Here is a 22,468-nt window from a genome sequence, read left to right on the forward strand (position 1 = left end):
GCTTCTGTCCAATCCACCGTGGCGATGCGCTTTTCCGAAGAATCAGCAACCGCCCCATATGCGGACCGGACTTCTGCCGATCATGCTGCCCAGCGCATCGGGATCGGTGATCGTCAGCGTCCCGCCTGCCAGCACCAGATGCCCCTGGCGCCGCGAAAGCTGGATCATGCGGTTCACATGCACCGATGTCAGGCCGAGCGCATCGGCCAGCACTTCCTGCGTCAGCGGCATGGGAATGCTGTTGTCGCTGGTAATGCCCGCCAGCTGCATTCGTTCGAGCACTTCGAGGAACAGATCGTGCAGCCGCTCCTGCGCGTTCAGTCGTCCCAGCCGCGTGATCGCGCTCAGCAGATAGGCCTCTTCGATCGCTCTGCTCACCGCATATGCGATTCCCAGCGGTGCATCGGGCGCGCCGCGCGGCGCGGTGCAATATTGCACATCAGTGATCGCCAAGATGGTGGAGGCGGTGCAGGGGTCGGGATGGCGGCACAGGCCGATCAGATCGCCGGGGAGGAGGAAGTTGATGAGCTGCCGCCGTCCGTCGGGCAGCACGCGCACCCGCGCTGCCCATCCGCGCAGGATCAGCAGCGGTTCGGTAATCACTTCGCCCTCCGCCACGACTTCACGGCGCGCCTGCGCACTGCGGCGGCGGCGCAGCGATGCGTTCAGTTCGGATTGTGCGGCTTCGTCAAGGGCGGCCAGCCGGTTGAGGCGGGTCAGCGCAGGTTCGTTCGACACGTCGGGCAAGGGCGTGGGCGCGCTCACGAACCGGGTGCGTCGACGAGCGCCGTCAGCGTCTCGATGACTTCGCGTTCGGAAAACGGCTTGGCCACGCGCGGCAGCGTTCCGCAATCCTCCGGTATGGCCCAGTCGTCATATCCGGTCAAAAACATGCAGGCCACTCCCCGCTCGACCAGCGACCGGGCCAGTGGATAGGTCAATTCGCCTGCCAGATTCACATCCAGAATCGCGGCATCGATCCCTTCGGCCTCTCCGGCCAGTCGCGTTGCGCCCGGAAGGTCGCCGACCGGGCCGATGATAATCACCCCCTCCTGCTCAAGCAGCCGCCTGATATCGGAGGCAATGAAATATTCGTCTTCGGCGACCAGAACGCGCTTATCGGCCAAAGGGTTGCCCATCATCTACCTTTCTTTCAGGCAACCTGCCCGATGCTATTCGAGCGCAAGCCCGATCGAGCATCGAACGCCGCCCCCCAAAAATTCCAGGCGCGTTTCTGCCCCCAGTCGATAGGGCAGTGCTTCCTCAATCAATTCGCGTCCGAATCCCCCTTTGCGGGGTTCGACCGAGACCGCGGGCACGCCCTGTTCGCGCCAGATAAACCGGAGATGGCGAATGCCGCTTTGATCCAGGTTGGTCTCCCAGTTTATAATCAGCCTGGCCTCGGCGTGCAAAAGCGCCCCGTATTTCAATGAATTGGTCGTCAGCTCGTGAATGGCCAGCCCGAACAGCTCGGCCGTGGCGGGGGTGAGCGCCACTTCCGGTCCCCCAATCTCTGCCGCCTCGTCGTTTACGACCCCGACGCTCAGCAATTCGTCGCGGATCATATTTTCCAGATCGACCTCGCCGCTCGCATCCTGGGTGATGACCACCTGCGTGCGGGCAAGCGCGTCGAGCCGCCCGCGAAAATGGTCGGCGAGCGCCTCCATGTCCCCGCTCGAATCCACGGTGCGCGAAAATACCGATCGCACCACGGTCAGCATGTTGCGCACCCGGTGCTGCAATTCGGCGACCAGCACCCGCTGGCGATCCTGCAACTCGCGCAGCTCGTGAATATCGGTCGACGTGCCGAGCCATTCGAGAATCTCAGCCTCGCGATTGCGCACCGGCGATGCCCGCGTCTTGAACCAGCGATATTCGCCCGAAGCGGAGCGGATCCGCCCCTCCATGGTCAGTTGCCCCTCGGCCGCCGCTCCTTTCCAGAAGGCGAGCGCGCTGTCGCGATCCTCGGGGTGAAGCGCATTGAGCCAGCCCAGCCCCTGCGCCGCCTCTGCCGACTGGCCGGTAAATGCCAGCCATTGCGGGCTCGCCCAGGTCCAATGGCCCCCGCTCGCCGATCGCCAGACGAGCTGCGGCATGCCTTCGATCAGCAATTGCAGACGGCGTTCGCTTGCCCGCAGCGCCTGTTCCGCCTCATGCCGCGCGGTCATATCGGTGGCGGTGCCCAGCCATTCGACAATATGGCCTTCGTCATCCAGCATCGGCACGGCGCGCGACAGCGTCCAGCTGAACGTTCCGTCGATATTGCGGACGCGATGTTCGTGGACGAACGGCTTTTTCCCGGCGATCGCCTCGTCGATCGCGGCGCGGATGGTCGCCCGGTCCTCTTCAGCGATATAGGATTCCATCCAGTCGGTGGACGGTTCGGGCATATCCTCCAGAAAGTCGCGCCCGGCGAGATAGCGCATCTCTTCCCAGTCGGGCGACATGCGATATGCCGCCTCGCAGCTCGAATTCATAAAGACGCGGAACCGCTCCTCGCTGGTGCGAAGCGCCTTTTGCGCCTTCAGCACATCGGTAAGGTCGGTAAAGGTCAGGACCGCGCCCTGAATATAATTGTCGGTATTGCGGTACGGCAGCACCCGGACGGCATAATGCCGGTCCTGATCCTTATCGACGACCTGCCGTTCGATGGGCACGAGCTTGCGCAGCACCATGCGCACATCATCGACCAGTTCGGGATAGCAAAGCCGCGATACGACATGGTCGAGCGGCCGCCCGACATCATTCTCCAGCAAATGCAGGACGTCGGTCGCGGCGGGCGTGAAGTTGCGGATACACAGGTCGGAGTCGAGAAACACCGTCGCGATCTGCGTCGATTCGAGCAGGTTTTTCAGGTCGGAATTGGTCCGACCCAGTTCGGACACACGATTGGCCAGTTCGCCGTTTACCGTCTGCAATTCCTCATTGACCGATTGCAGTTCCTCCTTGGAAGTCTCCAGCTCCTCATTGGCCGATTGCAGCTCTTCGTTGATCGACTGATATTCCTCGTTCGAGGATTTCAGCTCTTCATTGGTCGATTCCTGTTCCTCGATCGTCGCCTGCAACCGTTCGCGGGTCAGACGAAGCTCGGCCTCCAGCGCGCTGACATGCTCGTCGCTGTCACCGCCACCGCCGCCCCAGCCGCCATCCTGCGGCACGATGCCCAGATCCTGAAACAGCACGACGAATGATCGCACTTTTTCGTCGCCGATCGGTTCGACGACGATCGTGACGCCATAGCTTTGATCGTCCTGCCGGATCACCATGCGCGGCATTTCGACCCGCCGCCCCTGGGCGATGGCACGGGTCAGCGCGGACCCGACATCCAGCCGCAGGTCGCGATGCACCAGACTGTTGAGGTTCAGCGTCGGCGCGCCCGGACTGGGCTCGATATAGCGTCCGGTTCGCCCGGAAAAATGCAGCACATCGCCATGCGCATCGACCACCAGATAGGCGGGCGCATAGCGTTCGGCCATGGCCTCTGCCTGTCGGCTGATCGAGCTGCTCAGCCGCCCGGTCGGGTTGTGCCGCGCCGTCTCGGACGGATCGGCCGCCTTGCTGCGCGACGTCAGCGGAAAGTCGGGGATGATGCGATTTGCTGTCTCGGCCCGTCGAAACAGCCGGCTCTTGCGATCGACGGGCGCGAACAGCCGGGCGTGGCGCGTGACATTTTCCGCCGATCCCAGGAACAGGATGCCGCCCGGCTTCAGCGCGAAATGGAAAATCGGCAGGACGCGGTTCTGCATTTCCGAATTGAGATAGATCAGCAGGTTGCGGCACGACAAAATGTCGAGCCGCGAAAAGGGCGCGTCCTTGACGATGCTATGAGGGGAGAAGATGCACATTTCGCGCAGCTCCTTCTTCACGCAATAGGTCGCGCCCTCCGGGATGAACCAGCGTTTCAGCCGGTCGGGGCGCACCTGATCGCGGATCGCCTCGCTATACCGGCCCGCCCGTGCAAGGCCGAGCGCGCGCGCGTCGAGATCGGTCGCAAAAATCTGCACATCGGGTGGACGGTCGATCGTCGCCATATGCTCGCGCAACAGGATCGCAATCGAATAGGCCTCCTCCCCGGTCGCGCAGCCGAGCACCCATACGCGTAGCTGATCGTTCGGCCCCTTGCCTTCGAACAAGGCCGGGATTTCGCGTTCCAGCGCCTCGAACTCTTCGGGATCGCGAAAAAATTGCGTTACCCCGATCAGCAGGTCCTGAAACAGATTCTGGACCTCCTGCGGCTCGCCGCGCAGCCGTTCGATATAATCCGTCAGCCGGTCGATCTGCAGCACCTGCATCCGTCGCTGCACCCGGCGAACAAAGGTGCCGCGCTTATAGCCGTGAAAATCATGGCCGGTGACGTTGCGCAGCGCAGCGACGATCGTGCCGATCTGCCCCTCGATCTCGCGCGGCATCCGGTCGGTATCCAGCGCCTGCGCGCCCGCGAGATTCGCTGCGTAGCGCGCGATTTCGCCCGGCATCCGCGCCACCGCGACGTGCAGATCGGCAACCGGCGCCGGCCCGACAGCGGCTTCGCCCGTCACCTGCGCATCATCGGCCTGAGCGATGCTCAGCCCGCCGAATTTCTTCAGCGCCGCGACCCCGGCGCTTCCCTCGGCGCCGTTCGCGGCAAGGATCACCGCGACCGCGCGCTCATGCGCGTGGCGGGCGAGCGAGATCAGCATCGAATCGACCGATCCACGCCCCGCCGGACCGTCGCTCGCCGTCACCCGGATAGCGTCTTCGACGAAGGTCACGATCTCGTCAGGCGCTGCGACCAGAATAGCGCCGCGTTCAAGGCGCGCGCCGTCTTCGGCACGGCGGACCGCCTTGCCGTGCCGCCCGACAAGCTTTTCCATCACCGTTTCGAGCGGAAGCGCGCCTTCCGACGACAGCGCGACAACGAACGCGGCGTCGGTCTCGGCGCCCAGGTTCGCGAAGAAGGTCTCGAGCGCCTGCATGGAAGCGCCGCCCGAACCGATCCCGACGATCACCGCCGGCCGGTCGGAGCGCTGCGTCCGCTGCTTCTTCCTGATGCTTTGATTGGGCACGCAATTCCTGTTCAATCCAATGTCATTCGGAAGCCTAAGCAACGTATGAGGGACGAAGATAGCCCCTTACTCAGTTTTCCTGACCGACATCCCTTGCCGAGCGCATCATCGCAACCGCTGCCTCGCGCAGCGTCGCCGCATAGCCGCGATATTCGCTCACCCGCGCATCATATAATTCGGCGACCGCATCGCGTCCGGCGCCGCGGGCATCGCGCGCCATCTGCCCGACGAGCGTCACCCGCTCCTCCATGATTCGCATCGCCACGCGGATCGCCTCATCCACCTTGTCCGACCGCGCGGTCAGCGCCTGCGCGGTATAGCCATGGCCGATCTGACAGCGATAGCGCAGCGGCCGCGCGCCGCGTATCTCGGACAACACGCCGTTGCACGCGGGGCAGGACAAGGCGGCGGGATCGGCTATCGCCATCAGCGTCTCGCTGCCCAGCCGGCTTCCGGCGGCAATCTCCACCTCCAGCCGCAGCGCATCCGACGGGGTATGCGCGCCGCTGCGTTGTTCCTGGGCGAGCGCGGTCAGCAGCCCGGGCAGCGCATCGGCGGTGGCGACATGATCGACATCGCTGGCGGCGAGCGCGGCGAGCGGCATTTCCCCGACCTGCGCATCCCTGGGATCCTGCACCACCGTCGTCCCGCCGCAGGATTTGATCGCCCGCAATCCCGATGCGCCATCGTCGAGATAGCCGCTCAGCACCACCCCCGTCACGCGCGGCCCGTGATACATCGCCGCCGATCGGAACAGCGGGTCGATCGCCGGGCGCGCCATATTCTCGCGCGGCCCGCTGCCCAGCCGCACGGTCCCGTCGATCACCAGCAAATGCCGGTCGGGCGGCGCGATATAGACATGGCCATGTTCGATCAGCTGACAATCGACCGCATTGGCGATCCGCATCGCCCCGCGCCCGCTCAGCCGCTCGGCGAGATAGCCGCTCGCATGTCTGGCAAGATGCGTCGCGACCAGAATCGCTGCGGGAATATCGGCGGGAAGGCTCGGCAACAGCCGCGACAGAACCGCCCCGCTGCCGCTCGATCCGCCGATGGCGATAATATTAAGGCCGGTCGGATGATGCATAAAAATCAACTTTTCATGGCGGGGCCCGGCGGACCTGCGGCTGACAGAGAACGGCAGAGATCACACCGCGATCGCGGCGCGCGGCGCATCCTCTTCCTTCGTCACGCCCGGCGCATTGCGCGCCAGCTCGCGCGCGAACCAGTCGACCGTGCGCGCCAGCCCCTCGGCAAGCCCAGTTTCGGGTGCCCAACCGAGCAGCGCGCGCGCCCGGCCGATATCGGGCCGCCGCCGTGTCGGATCGTCGACCGGCAGCGGACGATGCTCCACCTCGATCTCGCGGTCGACCTGCGCCCGGATGGCATCGAGCAACTCGGCGATCGTCCGCTCCTCCGGATTGCCCAGATTGACCGGCTCGTCCCCCGCAATATCGCTTTCCATCAGCAGCATCAGCGCCTTCACCATATCTTCGACATAGCAAAAACTGCGCGTCTGGCTGCCATCGCCGTAAATCGTGACCGGCAGGCCGAGCAGCGCCTGACAGACCAGATTGGACACCACCCGCCCGTCATCGGGGTTCATATGCGGGCCATAGGTGTTGAAGATTCGCGCGACCCGCACCTCTGCCCGGCCCGACCGGGCGAAATCGAACGTCATCGCCTCGGCGGCGCGCTTGCCCTCGTCGTAACAGGCGCGCGGGCCGGTACAGCTTACCGATCCGCGATATTCCTCGCTCTGCGGGTGGCGTTCGGGATCGCCATAGACTTCGCTGGTCGAGCTAAGCAAAAACCGCGCCCCCGCCCTCTCGGCAAGGCGAAGCAGCCGGTCGGTGCCCACCACATTGGTCAGCATCGTATGTTCGGGGTCCGCCTGATACAGCGGCGGCGACGCTGCACAGGCAAGGTTATAGATTCGCGTGATATCGGCCCCGCGCTCCGTAATGACGGCGGGCAGCGGATCGACCACATCGCCGCGAACGAAGGAAAAGCCACGCTCTGCCTCCAGCGCCAGCAGGTTCGACCGCCGCGCGGTCAGCAGATTGTCGAGGCAGATGACGTCAAACCCCTGACGCAGCAGCGCCCGGCACAGATGCGACCCGATAAACCCTGCTCCGCCCGCTACCAGTGCGGTCTCTTTCTTATCTTGCTTCACGCATCGCTCCTCAGCCAACGCCGATATACTCACCATGCCGCCGCTTTGGCCGGCCGGGCATTTCCTGCCGCCAGAGGCAGCATCTCCAGAATTTCCTCCAGCTGCCGGGCGCGCTGGTCCGCGCCATGCGCCCGCAGGATCTTCGCCCTGGCGCGCCTGCCGATCGGTTCGGGGTCGCGGTCCAGCGCCGCCAGAATGTCGTCGCCGCGCTCGACCAGCAGAATTTCCTCCTCCGGTGCGAACAGGCTGCCGATCCCTTTCCACCGGTCGGAGATGATCGCCGTCCCGCATGCCGCTGCCTCGAACAGCCGGACCGAGGGCGACCATCCCGCCGCCACCATGTCGGCGCGGGTCAGGTTCAGCGTAAAGCGCGAGGCGGAATAGAATTCAGCATGATCGGCGGGCGGCAGATGCTCGATCCGCTCGACATTGTCGGGCCAGCTGATGTGATCGGGATATTGCGACCCGGCGATGACGAAGCGCCGGTCGGGGAGTACGATCGCTGCGTTCAGCAGATACCGGTCCAGTCCCGGCTGCCGGTCCTCGCTATAGGTGCCGAGATAGCTCAGATCCCATCGTTTGGGCACATCCACCGGGCGATAGCGCGCGGTATCGACCGAACAATATAGCGCCCGCGCGCAGGGCGATCCGAACTGCTCCTCGATCCGGGTCAGTGTCGGCCCCCCGGTAAAGGACAGATAGACATCATAGCCCGCGATCAGCGCCGGGGTGACATAGTCGCATGTCCCGCGCTCCAGCGCCGCCAAGGTCACCGGCGTATCGATATCGTAAAAGGCAGTGATGCCGCGCGCCTGTTGCTGCACCCAGCGCCCGACCTCGATCCCGTCGGGTACATAGGAACCGACGATCACCAGATCGGCAAGTCCGACCGGATCCTTCCATTCGTCAAGATCGGCGACGCTGTCATAATAACGCAGCCGGCAGAAATCGGGATTTTTCAGGTCGCGCTGCCCGGCATACCAGGGCTGGTCGCGTTCGAGGAACAGGATATTGTGTCCGCGCTCCGACAGCGCGGACAGCAGCGCGCGATAGGTGGTGGCATGGCCGTTTCCCCAGGAGGAGGACAGGCTCAGCCCCAGAACGACGATATTCATGCCATTTCCCTTGTCTTGTCACACGCGGCGCGCAGCACGCGATCAACCTCGGCCCCGCGCAATGCATAGCTATGGTCGCGGCACACCCGATCGCGCGCGGCAGCGCCGATTGCCCGCGCGCGTTCGGGCGTGAGCGCCTTCAGAATGTCGGCAACGTCCCTGCCGTCGCGCGCGACAAGGATTTCGCGGTCGGGCTCCAGAAACTGCTCGACGCCTTCCCAGGCATCGGTGATCAGGCACGCCGCAGCACCCGCCGCTTCGAACACGCGCGTCGCAGGCGAAAATCCGACCCGTGCCATCGAATCGCGCGCGATGTTGAGCACGGCGAGCGGTGTCGAATTGAACGCATTATGGTCGCGCGTCGCGACATGGCCCAGATGTCGGACATTGTCGGGCATTGCCTTGCTTTCCCACCCGCTGCCGCCGATCAGGAAGCGATAGTCGGGAAGCCGCGCTGCCGGGTCGAGGAAAAATGCCTCCACCCGTGCCTCCCGGTCGGGCAGGCGATTGCCCAGAAAGGCAAGGTCGCAGGCGAATTCCCGGTCGGGCACCACCGGGAAATGCGTGGTCGGATCGACGCCGTTATAGATCGGCACGCACGCGCGTGCCCCAAAGGCGCGATACGCCTCGACCACCGGCGGGCCGCCGCCATAGGTCAGAACCAGATCGAGATCGGGCAGCGCGTTTCGCACCGGATGGTCGGGATCGGCCGCCATTTCGTCCAGGGTCGCGGCGGCATCCACGTCCCAATATACGCGCAGCGCATCGCCGCGTGCATAAGCGATGATACCTTCCAGCAATTCGCGGTCGTACACGCCGACCCCGTTCGCCTTCACCACCACATCGGCATCGCCCGCTTCGGCGAGCACCGATTGCAACCCGGCATCGGTCGCCGGATAGACGACCGAGCGGACCCATTCGGGCGGATCGATATCGCGATGCGCCTGCCGGTCGAATGCATCGGGTTCGTAAAAGGTGATCGCATGGCCCTGCCGCGCAAGCGCGCGAAGCACGCCGCGATAATAGGTCGCCGCTCCGTTCCAGTAAGCGGACAACAGGCTCGATCCGTAAAAGGCGATTTTCATGCCGCGCTCCTTTCGGCCAGTCGTGGCGATAGCGTTCGGGCGATGGCGAGCAGTTCCTCGGCGCGGTGGCCGCAGCCATGGCGGCTTCGAACCGCTTCGAGGCCGTGGCGGACCAGCTCGGCACGTGCGCCCGGTTCATGGGCGAGCATGCGCAGATGGCGGGTCATTTGTGCGCCGTCCGCCGCGACCAGATAATCGATGCCCGGCCGGAACAGCCCCTCTTCATCGTCCCAGGGTGCGCTGACCAGCGGAATGCCGCAGGCCAGCGCTTCGAACACCCGGATCGTCGGAATGCCGGGCAGAAGCTGGGTATAATAGCGGCGAGGGACATGCACCGTCGCCAGATGCCGCGCGAAAAGGTCGGGGGTGCGCGCATTGGCTGCCCAGCCATGATAGCGCGCGCCATGGCGCCGAAGCATGGCCAGCGCCGGTTCGGGATAGCGAACGCCATAAATGTCGAGCGGCAGGCCCGCCGCCTCGGCAGGTTCGAGCAGAAAGCGTTCGAGCTCCTCGCTCCGCTCGCCATCGCCCCAATTGCCGATCCAGATCAGCCCTTCGCGCTCGCCCTCCTGCCCGGGTGGCTGAAAATGGCGCAGATCGGCGGCCTCATGCCAGACAAAGGCGCGCGCGCCCCATCCCCGGTCGCGATAGATGCGGGCAAGCGCCGCACCAAACGCAAGCACGCCGTCATAGGCTTCCAGATCGAATGCCTGCATCTCTTCGGGGGCGCTCACCGCCCGGTGATGCGTGTCGTGGAAGAGGAGCAGGTGATCGCTCGCCGCTTTTCGCCGCTCGCCCAGCGCCGCGATCAGTTCAGGCGGGTTCCATTCATGCGCGATGACCAGATCGGCGCCCTCGGCAAGCGCTAGCGCTTCGGGGATCGTCGCATAGCTCGCGGAGGAGAGTTCGGGATAATGCTCGCGAAACGGCGCAAGCCCCGCCTGCCCGTGATCGGCGAGCAGATTGGCAAGGCTCCAGTTGCCCTGCTGCTCGCATGCCAGCACGTTATGCCCGCGCGCCTGCAACTCGCGCAGCACGCCGCGCAGGAAATGCGCATTGCCGTGGTTCCAGCACGATAGCAGCGAATGGGTGAAATACACGATTTTCATGCCGCTGCCCTCCGCCGGGTCAGCCCGGCGAAGATGTGCATCATCTTCGCTCCCATCGCCTCGGCCGAATAAGCCTGCGCCCGCGCCTCGGCCGCTTTGCCGAGTTCGCCGCGCAGCCCCTGATCGGTCACTGCCTGCTCGATCGCCGCGGCAAAGCCGTCGGCATCCCCGGCGGCGGCGAACAGCGCAGCGCCGTCCCATAATTCGCGAAAGGTCGGAATGTCCGACAGGACCAGCGGGCATCCCGCCGCTGCCGCTTCCAGTACGGCAAGGCCGAAGGGTTCGAACCGCGCCGCCGACACGAATACCGGGCGGCGGGCAAGCTGCTCTGCCAGCGCTTCGTCGCTCAGCGATCCCAGCGCATGAAGATGGGTGACGGCGATGCGCTCGCCGTGCGGTCCGCAATCCGATCCGGCGGCGTGGAAGGGAAAGCTGAGCCGCCCCGCCACCGTATCGAGCAGGCGGATATTCTTCGCCCGATCCCAAAGCCGTCCGGCGGTCAGCGCGCAGTCATGGGGCTCGCGCACCGCCACGCTCTTCCCCATGCGCCGCCCGTTATGTACTGCCATCGGCGCTACGGGCAGGTCGTAAATATCGGCGAGCAGCGCGGCAAAACTTTGCGACGGGGCGATCACCGCATCGGCGCCGGTCAGGCCGCGCCGCATCAGCGCGCGGTGCCAGCGCATCGCGGGCGGCAGATCGCCCTCGCCATTGACGCTCCACCAGCTGGGAAGGCAGCCATGCGCAACCGCGACGACGGGCACGCCGAACCGTCCCTCCCCATAGAGCGCAGGGCTGTTGAGCTGAACCAGATCGGGCGCGATCCGCCGGGCGAGCCGCGCAATCTCGCTTCCGGCTTTCTCCACCGGCTCAGGGCCTTCGCACAGCCAGTCGAGCGGCAGGCCGGTATCGACCAGATCGAGCCGCGCAATCCTGCGCGCCGCATCGCGCTGCTCTGCATCGGGTGCCGGGCCGAGCACCGCCAGCGTCACCCGTCCGCCGCTTTCGCTGACGGTTCGGGCGATTTCCAGCGCATATTGCCATACGCCGCCGACCGCATCCGCGGTCATCATCAGGTGAAACTGAGCTTTCCCGCTCATGACGCCGCCGTGCGCAGATGGAGTTTCGGCCGCGCCTGCGCCGACAGCTCGCGCCGATATTCGGCGATCCATTGCGCCAGCGAATCCACACCCTCGCGCCAGCCTTTGGGCCGCGACAGGTTCAGCGCCTCGTCGATGGCGCGCCGGTCGGCGACGAACCAGCGCTGGTCGCCCGGACGCCAGTCGGCATGCGTGACCGCGACCGGGCGTTCCATCAGCCCCTCGATATGCTCGATCAGGTCGCGCAGCCGGATCGCATTGTCGGGGCCGCCGCCCAAATTGAACGCTCGTCCCGCGACCCGGTCGATCCCGCGCCACGCCGCGATATAGGCGTCGATCGCATCGTCGACATGCAGCACGTCGCGCACCTGCTCGCCGTCGCCGTACAGCGTGATCGGCTCGCCATCGATCGCGCGCATCAGGAAATGCGCGACCCAGCCCTGATCCTCGGTCCCCATCTGCCGCTGGCCATAGATGCAGCTCATCCGCATGACGCAGGCGGGAAGCGCGAAGCTGCGCGCATAATCGAGCACATACTGGTCCGCCGCGCCCTTCGAACAGCCATAGGGCGTGTGAAACGCGATCGGCCGGTGCTCATCGACGCCATGTTCCGCCAGCGCGCGGTCGTCGGGCGTATAGCCGTTCGGCCCCAGGGTCGTTCCGACATCGCCCAGGTCGCCATAGACCTTGTTGGTCGATGCGAAGATCAGCGGCACCCCGCCGCGCCCCCGGCGCAGCGCTTCGAGCAGCTCGACCGTGCCCAGCGCATTGGCGGTGAAATCGTCGCGCGGATCGGTCATGCTGGTCGTCACCGCGACCTGCGCGGCGAAGTGGAAAACCGCATCCGCTTCGCTCACCGCCCCGCCCAGAATCGCGGTATCGCGGATATCGGCGCGGATCGGCACGATCCGGCTGCCATGCCGTTCCTCAAGCCAGCGCAGATTATCCTCGACCCCGGGCCGGGCGAGGCAATCATACACGATCACCCGACACCCCTCGCCCGCCAGCCGATGGGCAAGGTTGGAGCCGATAAATCCCGCTCCGCCGGTGATCAGCACCGTATTGCCGTCGCGCGCCGTCATGCCACCAGCCCCCGGCGCTCCAGCTCGCCGCGCGCATGTTCGACCCGGTCCTCGGCGCGCTGCTGCGCCTCGACCCATTGCGCGAGTTCGGTGAGCCGCGCCGCGAAATCCTCGCGCGCTTCGAACCCAAGCATGTCCTTCGCGGCGCGCGTATCGGCAAAGCAATGGCGGATATCGCCGATCCGCGCCTTGCCGGTAATTTCGGGCGCCAGATCGCCCCGCCCCATCGCGTGCGCAAGCTGCTGCGCGATCTCGCGCACGGACCGGTCCTGCCCCGAACCGATATTCAGCGTTTCGCCCGATACGCCCGGCCGCTCCAGCGCATCGGCAAAGGCCCGCGCGACATCGCGGACATGGACGAAATCGCGCCGCTGCTCGCCGTCTTCGAAGATCATCGGCGGCTGACCGTTCAGCAACCGCGCGGCAAAGATCGCCAGCACGCCGGTATAGGGGTTGGACAGCGCCTGCCCCGGCCCGAACACGTTGAACAGGCGCAGGCACACGCTCTCCATGCCATAGCTTTGCGCAAGGATATGCGTCAGCCGCTCCTGCGCATATTTGTTGAGCGCATAGACCGATTGCAGCGCCGGGCGCTTCCATTCGGGCGTGGCGACCGGCAACAAAGGCCGCCCTTCGTGATCGCGCGGGTTCCAGTCGCGCACTTCGCCGCGCTGCGGTTCGCGCACCGCGGTCTCGACCGGTTCGCCATCGACCGTGCGATACAGGCCTTCGCCGTAGATGCTCATCGACGATGCCGTGACGACCCGGCGGACGGGCGTTTCGATCAGCTGTTCGAACAGCGTGGCGGTGCCCAGATCATTAGTGTCGCAATAGCGGACCACTTCGTACATCGACTGGCCGACCCCGACCTCGGCGGCGAGATGGACCACTGCCCCGACATCGCGGAGCGCGGCCTTCACTGCACCCGCATCGCGAACATCGCCCTGCTGGAAGTCGATTCCGGAATCGAGCGCATCGGCACCCGAAGTCTCGCCATGGACCTGATCGAGCAGCGCATCCAGAACGCGAACCCGATATCCGCGCCGCAGCAATTCTTCGCCGACATTGCGTCCGATAAACCCCGCCCCGCCCGTGATCAAAATCAACTCCGCCATGAACACTCCCGGATAGTGATTAGATAGCCGATAATAACTGAGTTAATAACAAATGTTATTTATGCTTGTCTCAACTGTTCATGGCAGAAGAAGCTTACATGACCTTTGTTCCTGAAAAATACCAATATTAACAAATGTATAGGAACAGTTTTACTTTGCGCAGGTTTGTAGATGTCCGTCGGACTTCGGGTTCGAACGGAGCGACGCAATCATGAAGGGGAGCGAATGACCGTCGAAATGCTGCTCATCCGCCACGCCGCCCATGGCGATCTGGGCAAGATCCTGACCGGGCGAACGACCGGGGTGCCGCTTACTGCCGCGGGGCGCGAACAGGCAAAGGCGCTGGCCGCGAAGCTGGGCGATACCGATCTTGCCGCCATCCATTCCAGCCCCGCCTGGCGCGCGCTCGAAACCGCTGCGATCCTCGCTGCGCCCACGGCACGGCAGGTGCGTCCCGGCGCTGCGCTCGACGAGATCGATTTCGGCGAATGGACGGGGCGCGATTATGCCGCGCTCGACGATGACCCCGAATGGCGCGAATGGAATGCGAACCGCGCAGCCGCCACCGCGCGCGGCGGTGAATCGATGATTTCGGTCCTTGCCCGGCTGCGCGGTTTCATGACCGGTGCGCTGGAGCGCTATTGCGGCCGAACGATCGCGCTGGTCACGCATTGCGACATCATCCGCACGCTAGTCATCGACATTCTCGGGCTGACCGCGAATGCCGTGCACCGGCTGGAGGTCGCCCCCGCCTCGCTCACCCGCATCCGCTACAGCCGCCATGGCGGCACGCTCATCAGCCTGAACGAGCAGCCGGCATGACTACGCAGCTTCAGCAACGCGATACGCTGCGCGCCCGGGTGGAGGCGCTCGCGCCATGGTTTCAGAACATCGATCTCGGCAATGGCATTCACACCGCGCCCGATCACTTTCTGGGCGATTACCCAAAGATGAAATTCGACCGCTTCGCCCATGCGCTGCCCGACGATCTGAACGGCGCATCGGTGCTCGATATCGGCTGCAATGCCGGTTTCTACGCCATCGAGATGAAGCGGCGCGGCGCGGGTCGGGTGCTGGGCATCGACAGCGATCAACGCTATCTCGATCAGGCGCGGCTCGTCGCCGAAACGCTCGGCGTCGGCGATATCGAATGGCGCCGCCACTCGGTGTACGATGTCGGCGCGCTGGGTCAGCGGTTCGACCTCGTGATCTTCATGGGGGTGCTCTATCATCTGCGCCACCCGCTGCTCGCGCTCGACCTGATCCGCGGCCATGTCGCCGGCGACCGGATGCTGTTCCAGACGATGCAGCAGGGGTCGCACGACGTGCTGAACGTGCCCGACGATCAGCCCTTTCATCGCCCCGGCACGACGCAGCCGCCGACCTGTTTCGACAATCCGGCCTATCCCCGAATGCATTTTATCGAGCGCGAATTCGCGCATGACTGGACCAACTGGTGGGTGCCCAATGCCGCCTGTTCGCAGGCGATGCTGCGCGCTGCCGGGTTTAGAATCGAGGATCAGCCGGAGGATGAAGTCTATCTCTGCCGCATCGCCGACCGGCCCTATGCCGAATTCGGTCCCGCTGCGGTCTATCCGGCAAGGGGGAGCAACGCATGATCGAAGCCGCAATGATCTGGAACGAGCCCAATAACAAATCGCATTGGGACCCTGAACTCGACCCCGAATGGTCGATCTATGCCGATACGGTGAAGCGCACCGGGGCAGCGATTGCCGATATCAACCCTGCCATTACCCGCGTCCTGGGCGGCATGTCGCCGATCGACCCGCACTGGATCGAACGGATGCGCGGCCATGATGCGCTCGATGCCGTCGACGCGGTCGCAGTGCACGGCTTTCCGCTCGACTGGAATCTATGGTCGATTCACGATTGGCCCGCCAAAATTGCTGAGATCGAGGCAGTCGTTCCCGACAAGCCCGTGTGGGTCACCGAAGTCGGCGTCGGGTCGTTCGGCGCGGAGGAGGTGCAGGAATTCGGCATTCGCCGCACCTCGGAACTGCTGATCGACCGGGTGGATCGGATCTACTGGTATTCGCTGTTCGACCTGCCGCAGCAATGGGGCGCGACCACCCGCCATCGCGAGGCGGAGGGATCGAGCTATTTCCGCCATTTCTATATGGGCCTGATCCGCGCCGACGGCACGCCGAAACCAGCGCTGGACCATTATGCGAGCGTCGCCGACCGGATGGGGCTGATGCAATGGTTTCATTTTCAGGACCCCCGGCTCGACGATGCCGTTGCATGGATGAAGCGGCTCGGCGTCAAACGGCTGCGCACCGGGCTTTCCTGGGCCGACAGTTTCCGCGAAGGCGCGCTCGACTGGTTCGACCGGCAGATGGAGGCGCTCGCCGATTTCGATGTGACGGTAACGTTCTGCTTCACGCCCGAACATCTCGGCGTCGAACCGCATCATACCAGCTGCGCCAAAGACCCTCAGCAATTCGCCGATTTCTGTGCGTGGATGATCGACCGCTATGCCCCGCGCCAGTCGGTGCGCGCGGTGGGAGGATAGACACCCCATGCCGAACAGCACATCCCGCCCGATCCGCCTCGCCCTTATCGGGGTCGGCAACTGCGCCAGCTCGCTGGTGCAGGGCATCGAACAGTTTCGCACCGGCGCGCACGCAATGACCGGTCTCGCCCATTATGAGCTCGGCGGATATCGCCCGTCCGATATTCGCATCGCCGCCGCATGGGATATCGACCGGCGAAAGGTCGGACGCGATGTCGCCGATGCAATCTTCGCTGCGCCCAACTGCACGCAGAAATTCTGCTCCATGGTCGAACCGACCGGCACGATCGTGCGCATGGGGCCGATGCTCGACGGGATGGCCGACCATATGGCCGACTATATCGACGATCGCACCTTCGTGCCTGCCGAAGCGAGCGAAGACGACCGCGACACGATCGTCGCCGAATTGCGCGGGCGCGATGTCGATGTGATGATCAACTATCTTCCCGTCGGCAGCGAGGCGGCAAGCCGCTTCTATGCCGGATGCGCGCTGGAGGCCGGGGTGGCGTTCGTCAATGCCATTCCCGTGTTCCTGGCCAGCGATCCCGACTGGGCGGCGCGGTTCGAAGCGGCGGGCGTTCCGATCATCGGCGACGATATCAAGGCGCAGCTCGGCGCGACGATTGTCCACCGCGTGCTGACCGATCTGTTCCACCGGCGCGGTGTGAAGCTCGACCGCACCTATCAGCTCAATACCGGCGGCAATACCGACTTTCTCAACATGTCGGCGCGAAGCCGCCTCGCCTCGAAAAAGATTTCTAAGACCGAAGCGGTGCAGTCGGTCACGGCGCAGCCGCTCGCCGAACAGGATATTCATATTGGCCCCAGCGACTATGTCGCCTGGCAGAACGATAACAAAATCGCCTTCATTCGCATGGAGGGGCAATTGTTCGGCGGGGTTCCGATGAACCTCGAACTGCGCCTGTCGGTGGAGGACAGTCCCAATTCGGCGGGGGTGGCGATCGACATGATCCGCTGTGCGATGATCGCGCGCGATCGCGGGCTGAGCGGCCCGATCGACGCGCCGTGCGCCTGTTTCTGCAAACATCCCCCCCGGCAACAGACCGACGCCGCGGCGTGGGATTCGCTTGATGCCTATCTGGAGGACGCCTGACCTTATGACCAAAATGCGTGCCGCCGTGGTTACCGGACCCGGACAGCTCGAAATTGCCGAAGTCGACCGGCCCGAACCGGGCGTGGGCGAAGTCCGGGTGCGGCTTCAGGGTTGCGGCGTCTGCGCCTCCAACCTCACCCCGTGGGACGGGGCCGAATGGATGCAATATCCCACCCCGCCCGGCGATCTCGGCCATGAAGGCTGGGGCATTGTCGATGCGGTGGGACCGGGCGTCAGCGATCCCTCGCCGGGCGACAGGGTCGCTGCGCTCTCCTTTCGCAGCTATGCCGATTATGACATTGCCCGCGCCGATCAGGTCGTGAAGCTGCCCCCCGCTTTGTCGGGCATGCCCTTTCCGGGCGAGCCGCTCGGCTGCGCGATCAACATCTTTCGCCGGTCGGACATCCGGCCGGGTTCCACGGTCGCGATTATCGGGATCGGCTTTCTGGGCGCGGTGCTCACCCGGCTGGCGTCGCTGCGCGGAGCGAGCGTCATCGCGATATCGCGGCGGCGCTCCTCGCTCGACCTCGCGCAGCGCTTCGGCGCCGATCATGCAATCGCGATGGACGATCACCATGCCATCATCGAACAAATAAAGGACCTTACCGAAGGTGCCATGTGCGACCGGGTGATCGAGGCAGTGGGCAAACAATGGCCGCTCGATCTGGCGGGCGAACTGACTGCGTTCGGCGGCCGCCTCATCATCGCCGGCTATCATCAGGACGGCCCGCGTCAGGTCAATATGCAGATGTGGAACTGGAAGGGGATCGACGTCATCAACGCGCATGAACGCGATGAAAAGGTCGCGCTTCAGGGGGTACGCGATGCGGTCGCCGCGGTCGCGTCCGGCGTGCTCGATGCCGAGGCGCTGTGCACGCACGAATATCCGCTCGAGGCGCTCGACGATGCGCTCGATGCCACCCGCGACAAACCCGACGGCTTTGTCAAAGCACTGGTGACTCTGGCGTGACGAAGTTGGCGGATATGTCTAAGTTGGCGGGCAAGCCCGCACCGGGTGGCCGGACCGGACTGCGGCTCGGCTTTCTCGGCACAGGCTGGATCGGGCGCAACCGGATGGCGGCGATCTGCGCCACCGGTCTGGTCGACACCGTCTTTGTCAGCGATCCCGACCCCGTTTGCCGTGAAGAGGCGCTCGCTCTGGCGCGCGACAGCCATGCGGTGGCGGGCCTGAATGCCATGCTGAACGAAGGCGTGGACGGCGTCGTCATCGCCACGCCCAGCGCGCTGCACGCCGAACAGGCGATACACGCGCTTCAGTCGGGCACTGCCGTATTCTGTCAGAAACCGCTCGGCCGCACCGCTGCCGAAGCGGCTGCGGTCGTCGCCGCGGCGCGCGATGCCGACCGGCTGCTCGCGGTCGATTTCTCCTATCGCCGGACCCGGGCGATGGAGGCGATTGCCGATCGCGTGCAAAGCGGTGCGCTGGGCCGGATCTATGCCGTCGAATGCGTGTTTCACAATGCCTATGGCCCCAACAAGCCATGGTTCTACGACCCGCGTTTGTCGGGCGGCGGCTGTATCATGGACCTGGGCGTGCATCTCGTCGATCTGCTGCTCTGGGCGCTCGGCTTTCCCGAAGTTGACACCGTGCATGTCCGCCGCTTCGCCAAAGGCGAACCGCTGCACGACAGCGATGTGGCGGAGGATCATGCGCTCGCCATGCTTTCGCTTGCCGGTGGGATTGAGGCGCGCCTCGCCTGCTCGTGGAATCTCAGCGCCGGTCAGGATGCGGTGATCGAGATGCGGTTCCACGGGACGAAGGGAAGCGCCTCGATGGTGAACCGCGACGGCTCCTTCTACGACTTTCACGGCTGGGCGATGCAGGGCACGGCGTGCGAAACGCTCGCCGAACCGCCCGACGACTGGGGTGGCCGCGCAAGCAGCGACTGGGCGGGGCGGCTTGCGCAGGGGCGCGGTTTCGATCCTGCGGTCGACCATCTGGTCGCGGTCAGCGACGTGCTCGACCGGCTGCGCGGCGACGTGTCCGCCGCATCGGCTCGCTTCGTCGCATCCTGATGGCAACTTCGGAACCAAGCCGGTTGCCATGCGCTGGTCGATCATCGGCAACGTCCCGATAAACCGTTTTAACTCAATAACTTGAGTTAATGTGTTCGACCCCAAAGGCAGCGCCGCAACCCCGGTTCGGCGCCACCTTCGCCACCTTTGCAGGAGGCATGATGAGCGACCCTCGCACCGACGATGCCCCCGCCACGTCCGAAACCGGAGTCAGCGGGCATACCGAAACGATCAACCGGCCGCGCGAAGCGGTTTATGCTTTTTTCCGCAATTTCTCGAACCTCGCCCCCGTCCTCCATAATGTCCAGGCAATCGAGGTGAAGGACGAAACCACCTCGCACTGGAAAGTCTCGGGCCCGGACGGAACCTATGAATGGGATTCCAAAATCGTAGAGGATGAGGAGAACTGCCGCATTGCATGGGTCTCCACCGAGGGCAGCGATGTGAAGCATGAAGGCGTGGTGACGTTCCGCGACGCCCCTCCCGGCCGCGGTACCTGGATCACCGCCGATATCCGCTACGAACCGCCTTATGGCATGGTGGGCAAAGCAGTGGCGAAGCTGTTCCAGAAGGAGCCCTCGATTCAGGTCCGCCGCGACCTCAAACGCCTGAAAGCGCTGCTCGAAGCCGGTGAAATCCCGACCAGCAGCCCGCCCAATCCCGAACCCGCATCCTGAAGAAAGGGAGAGCCGATATGCGCGCACTCACCTGGCACGGAAAGCACGATGTCCGCGTCGATACCGTCCCCGATCCCGAAATCCTCAACCCCCGCGACGCGATCATCAGGATCACCTCGACGGCGATCTGCGGGTCCGATCTCCATCTCTACGACGGCTATATCCCGACGATGAAGCCGGGCGATATTCTCGGCCATGAATTCATGGGAGAAGTCGTCGAAACCGGCCCGCGCAGCACCCTGAAAGAAGGGCAGCGCGTCGTCGTCCCCTTCGTCATTGCATGCGGCCAGTGCTTCTTCTGCGAAAAGCACCAGTTTTCCGCCTGCGCAAATTCCAATCCGGCGGATAATCAGGATCTGGGGCGCGAACTGTACGGCCATGGCATGACGGCTCTGTTCGGCTATTCGCACCTCACCGGCGGCTATCCGGGCGGTCAGGCGGAATATGTCCGCGTGCCTTATTCGGACACCGGTCCGATCGTCATTCCCGACGGGCTGGAGGACGAAAAAGTCCTGTTCCTTTCCGACATTTTGCCCACCGGCTGGATGGCGGCGGATAATTGCGACATCGAACAAGGCGACACCGTCGCCGTCTGGGGTTGCGGTCCGGTCGGCCTGTTCGCGGTACAATCAGCCTTCAAGCTGGGCGCACACAAGGTCATCGCCATCGACCATTTCCCGAACCGGCTGGAACTTGCCGCCCGTTTCGGTGCCGAGACGCTGAATTTCGAGGAAAGCAACACTTATGAAGCGCTGATGGAAATGACCGGCGGCATGGGTCCTGACGCCTGTATCGATGCGGTCGGCCTCGAAAGTCACGGCATGTTCCTCGACAATGCGATGGACCAGATCAAGGCGTCGACCTTTCTCGGCACCGATCGCGGCCATGCGCTGCGTCAGCTGATCACTGCCTGCCGCAAGGGCGGAAAAGTATCACTTCCCGGCGTCTATGGCGGCTTTCTGGACAAATTCCCGATCGGCGCGCTGATGGAAAAGGGGCTTCAGGTCAAAAGCGGCCAGACCCATGTCCAGCATTATCAGGACGATCTGCTGCGCATGATCGGCGAAGGCGAGCTCGACACGACCTTCCTCATCTCGCACCGAATGGCGCTGGAGGACGGTCCGGAAGGCTATGTCAAATTCAAGAACGACCAGAATGAATGCACCAAGGTGGTGCTGAAGCCGGGCCAGATTCCGGCAGCGTAATTCCGGCAAATCAGGAGATCATCCATGGCCGATAAACTGGCGATCATCACCGGTGCCTCCAGCGGCATCGGCCTCGAACTCGCGAAGATCGCGGCGGATCAGGGATATGACCTGATCGTTACCTCCGACGAACCCGACATCGCCCATATCGCCGCTCAGCTGGGCAACGGGTCGGTTGCGGTCACCCCGGTGACTGCAGATCTTTCGACCTTTGACGGCAATGACAAATTGCTCGCCGCCTGTGCGGGGCGCCCGGTCGATATCCTGATCGCCAATGCGGGGCGCGGGCTCGGCCATGCCTTTGTCGATCAGCAGCCCGAGCAATGGCGCAAGGTGATCGACACCAATGTCACCGGCACGACCTATCTGCTCCAGAAAATGACTCAGCAGATGAAGGCGCGGGGCGAAGGGCGTATTCTCATCACCGGATCGATCGCGGGGCTTATCCCCGGCAGCTATCAGGCAGTGTATAACGCGACCAAGGCCTATCTCGACAGCTTCGCTTATGCCCTGCGTGATGAACTCGCCGATACCGGAGTGGGGATTACCGTGCTGATGCCCGGCCCGACCGATACCGAATTCTTTCACCGTGCAGGCATGATGGACACCCCCGTCGGCGAGGATGATGACAAGGCCGATCCGGCCAAGGTCGCACGCGACGGCTGGGACGCGATGATGGACGGCTCCGCCCATGTCGTATCGGGCATGTGGAACAAAGTGCAGGCGGCGATGGCGCATATCGTTCCCGACCGCATGCTCGCGAAACAGCATCGCAACATGGCCGAACCGGAGCAGACACAATGAGCGAGGCGGTACGCACCACCGATCATGACACCATCCGCAAATGGGTGGAGCAACGCGGCGGCACGCCCAGCGTGGTGAGCGCCACCGCGGACGACGATCGCCCCGGCGCCATTCTCCGGGTCGATTTTGGCGAGCGGGAAGAATCGCTCGAACCGGTCGAATGGGAGAAATTCTTCCGCATTTTCGACGAGAATACCCTCGCCTTTCTCTATCAGGACGAAGGCGACAGCCGTTTCAACAAATTCATCGCTCGCGACGAGCGATGATCCGG

21 protein-coding genes are annotated in these 22,468 nt (G+C 64.2%); 10 read left to right on the plus strand and 11 right to left on the minus strand.

Annotated elements, in window-relative coordinates; all coding sequences use genetic code 11:
* Positions 1-42: 42 nt before the first annotated feature.
* The 11 genes from EV664_RS02125 to EV664_RS02175 all read right to left on the minus strand — a co-directional run bounded on the left by EV664_RS02125 (position 43) and on the right by EV664_RS02175 (position 13,827).
* Entirely contained in the window at positions 43-765 is a 723-nt protein-coding gene (locus EV664_RS02125) for a Crp/Fnr family transcriptional regulator (protein WP_229668034.1), read from the minus strand.
* The gene (locus tag EV664_RS02130) at positions 762-1,142 is read right to left on the minus strand and encodes a response regulator (protein ID WP_133494024.1); all 381 of its coding nucleotides are present in this window, start codon (positions 1,140-1,142) and stop codon (positions 762-764) included. Before EV664_RS02130 ends, EV664_RS02125 begins: the two co-directional genes overlap by 4 nt.
* A gap of 30 nt (positions 1,143-1,172) precedes the next feature.
* Positions 1,173-5,045 (minus strand): CheR family methyltransferase, encoded by a 3,873-nt coding sequence (locus tag EV664_RS02135; protein WP_133494025.1) that lies wholly within the window; start codon positions 5,043-5,045, stop codon positions 1,173-1,175.
* A 70-nt stretch (positions 5,046-5,115) separates the two neighbouring features.
* Positions 5,116-6,132 carry a chemotaxis protein CheB gene (locus EV664_RS02140; protein ID WP_133494026.1) on the minus strand — a complete coding sequence of 339 codons (1,017 nt, stop codon included), beginning with the start codon at positions 6,130-6,132 and terminating at the stop codon, positions 5,116-5,118.
* Positions 6,133-6,192: 60 nt separating this feature from the next.
* Entirely contained in the window at positions 6,193-7,221 is a 1,029-nt protein-coding gene (locus tag EV664_RS02145) for an NAD-dependent epimerase/dehydratase family protein (RefSeq protein ID WP_373287475.1), read from the minus strand.
* 29 nt (positions 7,222-7,250) lie between these two features.
* Positions 7,251-8,336: a CgeB family protein gene (locus EV664_RS02150; RefSeq protein WP_133494028.1), complete on the minus strand. Its 1,086-nt coding sequence runs from the start codon at positions 8,334-8,336 to the stop codon at positions 7,251-7,253.
* Positions 8,333-9,421, minus strand: coding sequence for a CgeB family protein (locus tag EV664_RS02155; RefSeq protein WP_133494029.1), 1,089 nt, complete (start codon positions 9,419-9,421; stop codon positions 8,333-8,335). The genes EV664_RS02150 and EV664_RS02155 overlap by 4 nt, the downstream gene beginning before the upstream one ends.
* Positions 9,418-10,530 carry a CgeB family protein gene (locus EV664_RS02160; RefSeq protein ID WP_133494030.1) on the minus strand — a complete coding sequence of 371 codons (1,113 nt, stop codon included), beginning with the start codon at positions 10,528-10,530 and terminating at the stop codon, positions 9,418-9,420. Before EV664_RS02160 ends, EV664_RS02155 begins: the two co-directional genes overlap by 4 nt.
* On the minus strand, positions 10,527-11,630 hold the full coding sequence (locus tag EV664_RS02165; RefSeq protein WP_133494031.1) for a glycosyltransferase family 4 protein: 1,104 nt from the start codon (positions 11,628-11,630) through the stop codon (positions 10,527-10,529). The genes EV664_RS02160 and EV664_RS02165 overlap by 4 nt, the downstream gene beginning before the upstream one ends.
* Entirely contained in the window at positions 11,627-12,712 is a 1,086-nt protein-coding gene (locus EV664_RS02170) for an SDR family NAD(P)-dependent oxidoreductase (RefSeq protein ID WP_133494032.1), read from the minus strand. Before EV664_RS02170 ends, EV664_RS02165 begins: the two co-directional genes overlap by 4 nt.
* Entirely contained in the window at positions 12,709-13,827 is a 1,119-nt protein-coding gene (locus EV664_RS02175) for an NAD-dependent epimerase/dehydratase family protein (protein WP_133494033.1), read from the minus strand. Before EV664_RS02175 ends, EV664_RS02170 begins: the two co-directional genes overlap by 4 nt.
* Before the next feature lie 225 nt (positions 13,828-14,052).
* On the opposite strand from EV664_RS02175, the gene EV664_RS02180 reads away from it, so the two are divergent.
* The 10 genes from EV664_RS02180 (at position 14,053) to EV664_RS02225 (ending at position 22,463) form a co-directional block, all read left to right on the plus strand.
* On the plus strand, positions 14,053-14,649 hold the full coding sequence (locus EV664_RS02180) for a histidine phosphatase family protein (RefSeq protein ID WP_162848756.1): 597 nt from the start codon (positions 14,053-14,055) through the stop codon (positions 14,647-14,649).
* Positions 14,646-15,446 carry a TIGR04290 family methyltransferase gene (locus tag EV664_RS02185; protein ID WP_133494035.1) on the plus strand — a complete coding sequence of 267 codons (801 nt, stop codon included), beginning with the start codon at positions 14,646-14,648 and terminating at the stop codon, positions 15,444-15,446. Before EV664_RS02180 ends, EV664_RS02185 begins: the two co-directional genes overlap by 4 nt.
* Positions 15,443-16,360 (plus strand): glycosyl hydrolase, encoded by a 918-nt coding sequence (locus tag EV664_RS02190; protein ID WP_133494036.1) that lies wholly within the window; start codon positions 15,443-15,445, stop codon positions 16,358-16,360. Before EV664_RS02185 ends, EV664_RS02190 begins: the two co-directional genes overlap by 4 nt.
* 7 nt (positions 16,361-16,367) lie before the next feature.
* A complete protein-coding gene (locus EV664_RS02195; protein ID WP_133494037.1) occupies positions 16,368-17,474 on the plus strand; it encodes an inositol-3-phosphate synthase in 1,107 nt (368 codons plus the stop codon).
* Positions 17,475-17,478: 4 nt separating this feature from the next.
* The gene (locus EV664_RS02200) at positions 17,479-18,444 is read left to right on the plus strand and encodes an MDR/zinc-dependent alcohol dehydrogenase-like family protein (protein ID WP_229668035.1); all 966 of its coding nucleotides are present in this window, start codon (positions 17,479-17,481) and stop codon (positions 18,442-18,444) included.
* Positions 18,445-18,458: 14 nt separating this feature from the next.
* The gene (locus EV664_RS02205) at positions 18,459-19,511 is read left to right on the plus strand and encodes a Gfo/Idh/MocA family protein (protein WP_133494038.1); all 1,053 of its coding nucleotides are present in this window, start codon (positions 18,459-18,461) and stop codon (positions 19,509-19,511) included.
* 158 nt (positions 19,512-19,669) lie between these two features.
* On the plus strand, positions 19,670-20,188 hold the full coding sequence (locus EV664_RS02210) for an SRPBCC family protein (RefSeq protein ID WP_229668036.1): 519 nt from the start codon (positions 19,670-19,672) through the stop codon (positions 20,186-20,188).
* A 17-nt stretch (positions 20,189-20,205) separates the two neighbouring features.
* Positions 20,206-21,393, plus strand: coding sequence for a zinc-dependent alcohol dehydrogenase (locus EV664_RS02215; protein ID WP_133494039.1), 1,188 nt, complete (start codon positions 20,206-20,208; stop codon positions 21,391-21,393).
* 24 nt (positions 21,394-21,417) lie between these two features.
* Positions 21,418-22,197, plus strand: a complete 780-nt coding sequence (locus tag EV664_RS02220; protein WP_133494040.1) for an SDR family NAD(P)-dependent oxidoreductase — start codon at positions 21,418-21,420, stop codon at positions 22,195-22,197.
* The gene (locus tag EV664_RS02225) at positions 22,194-22,463 is read left to right on the plus strand and encodes a hypothetical protein (RefSeq protein WP_133494041.1); all 270 of its coding nucleotides are present in this window, start codon (positions 22,194-22,196) and stop codon (positions 22,461-22,463) included. The genes EV664_RS02220 and EV664_RS02225 overlap by 4 nt, the downstream gene beginning before the upstream one ends.
* Positions 22,464-22,468 lie beyond the last annotated feature (5 nt).

The organism is Stakelama pacifica (assembly GCF_004361835.1).
GTDB classification, from domain to species: domain Bacteria; phylum Pseudomonadota; class Alphaproteobacteria; order Sphingomonadales; family Sphingomonadaceae; genus Sphingomonas; species Sphingomonas pacifica.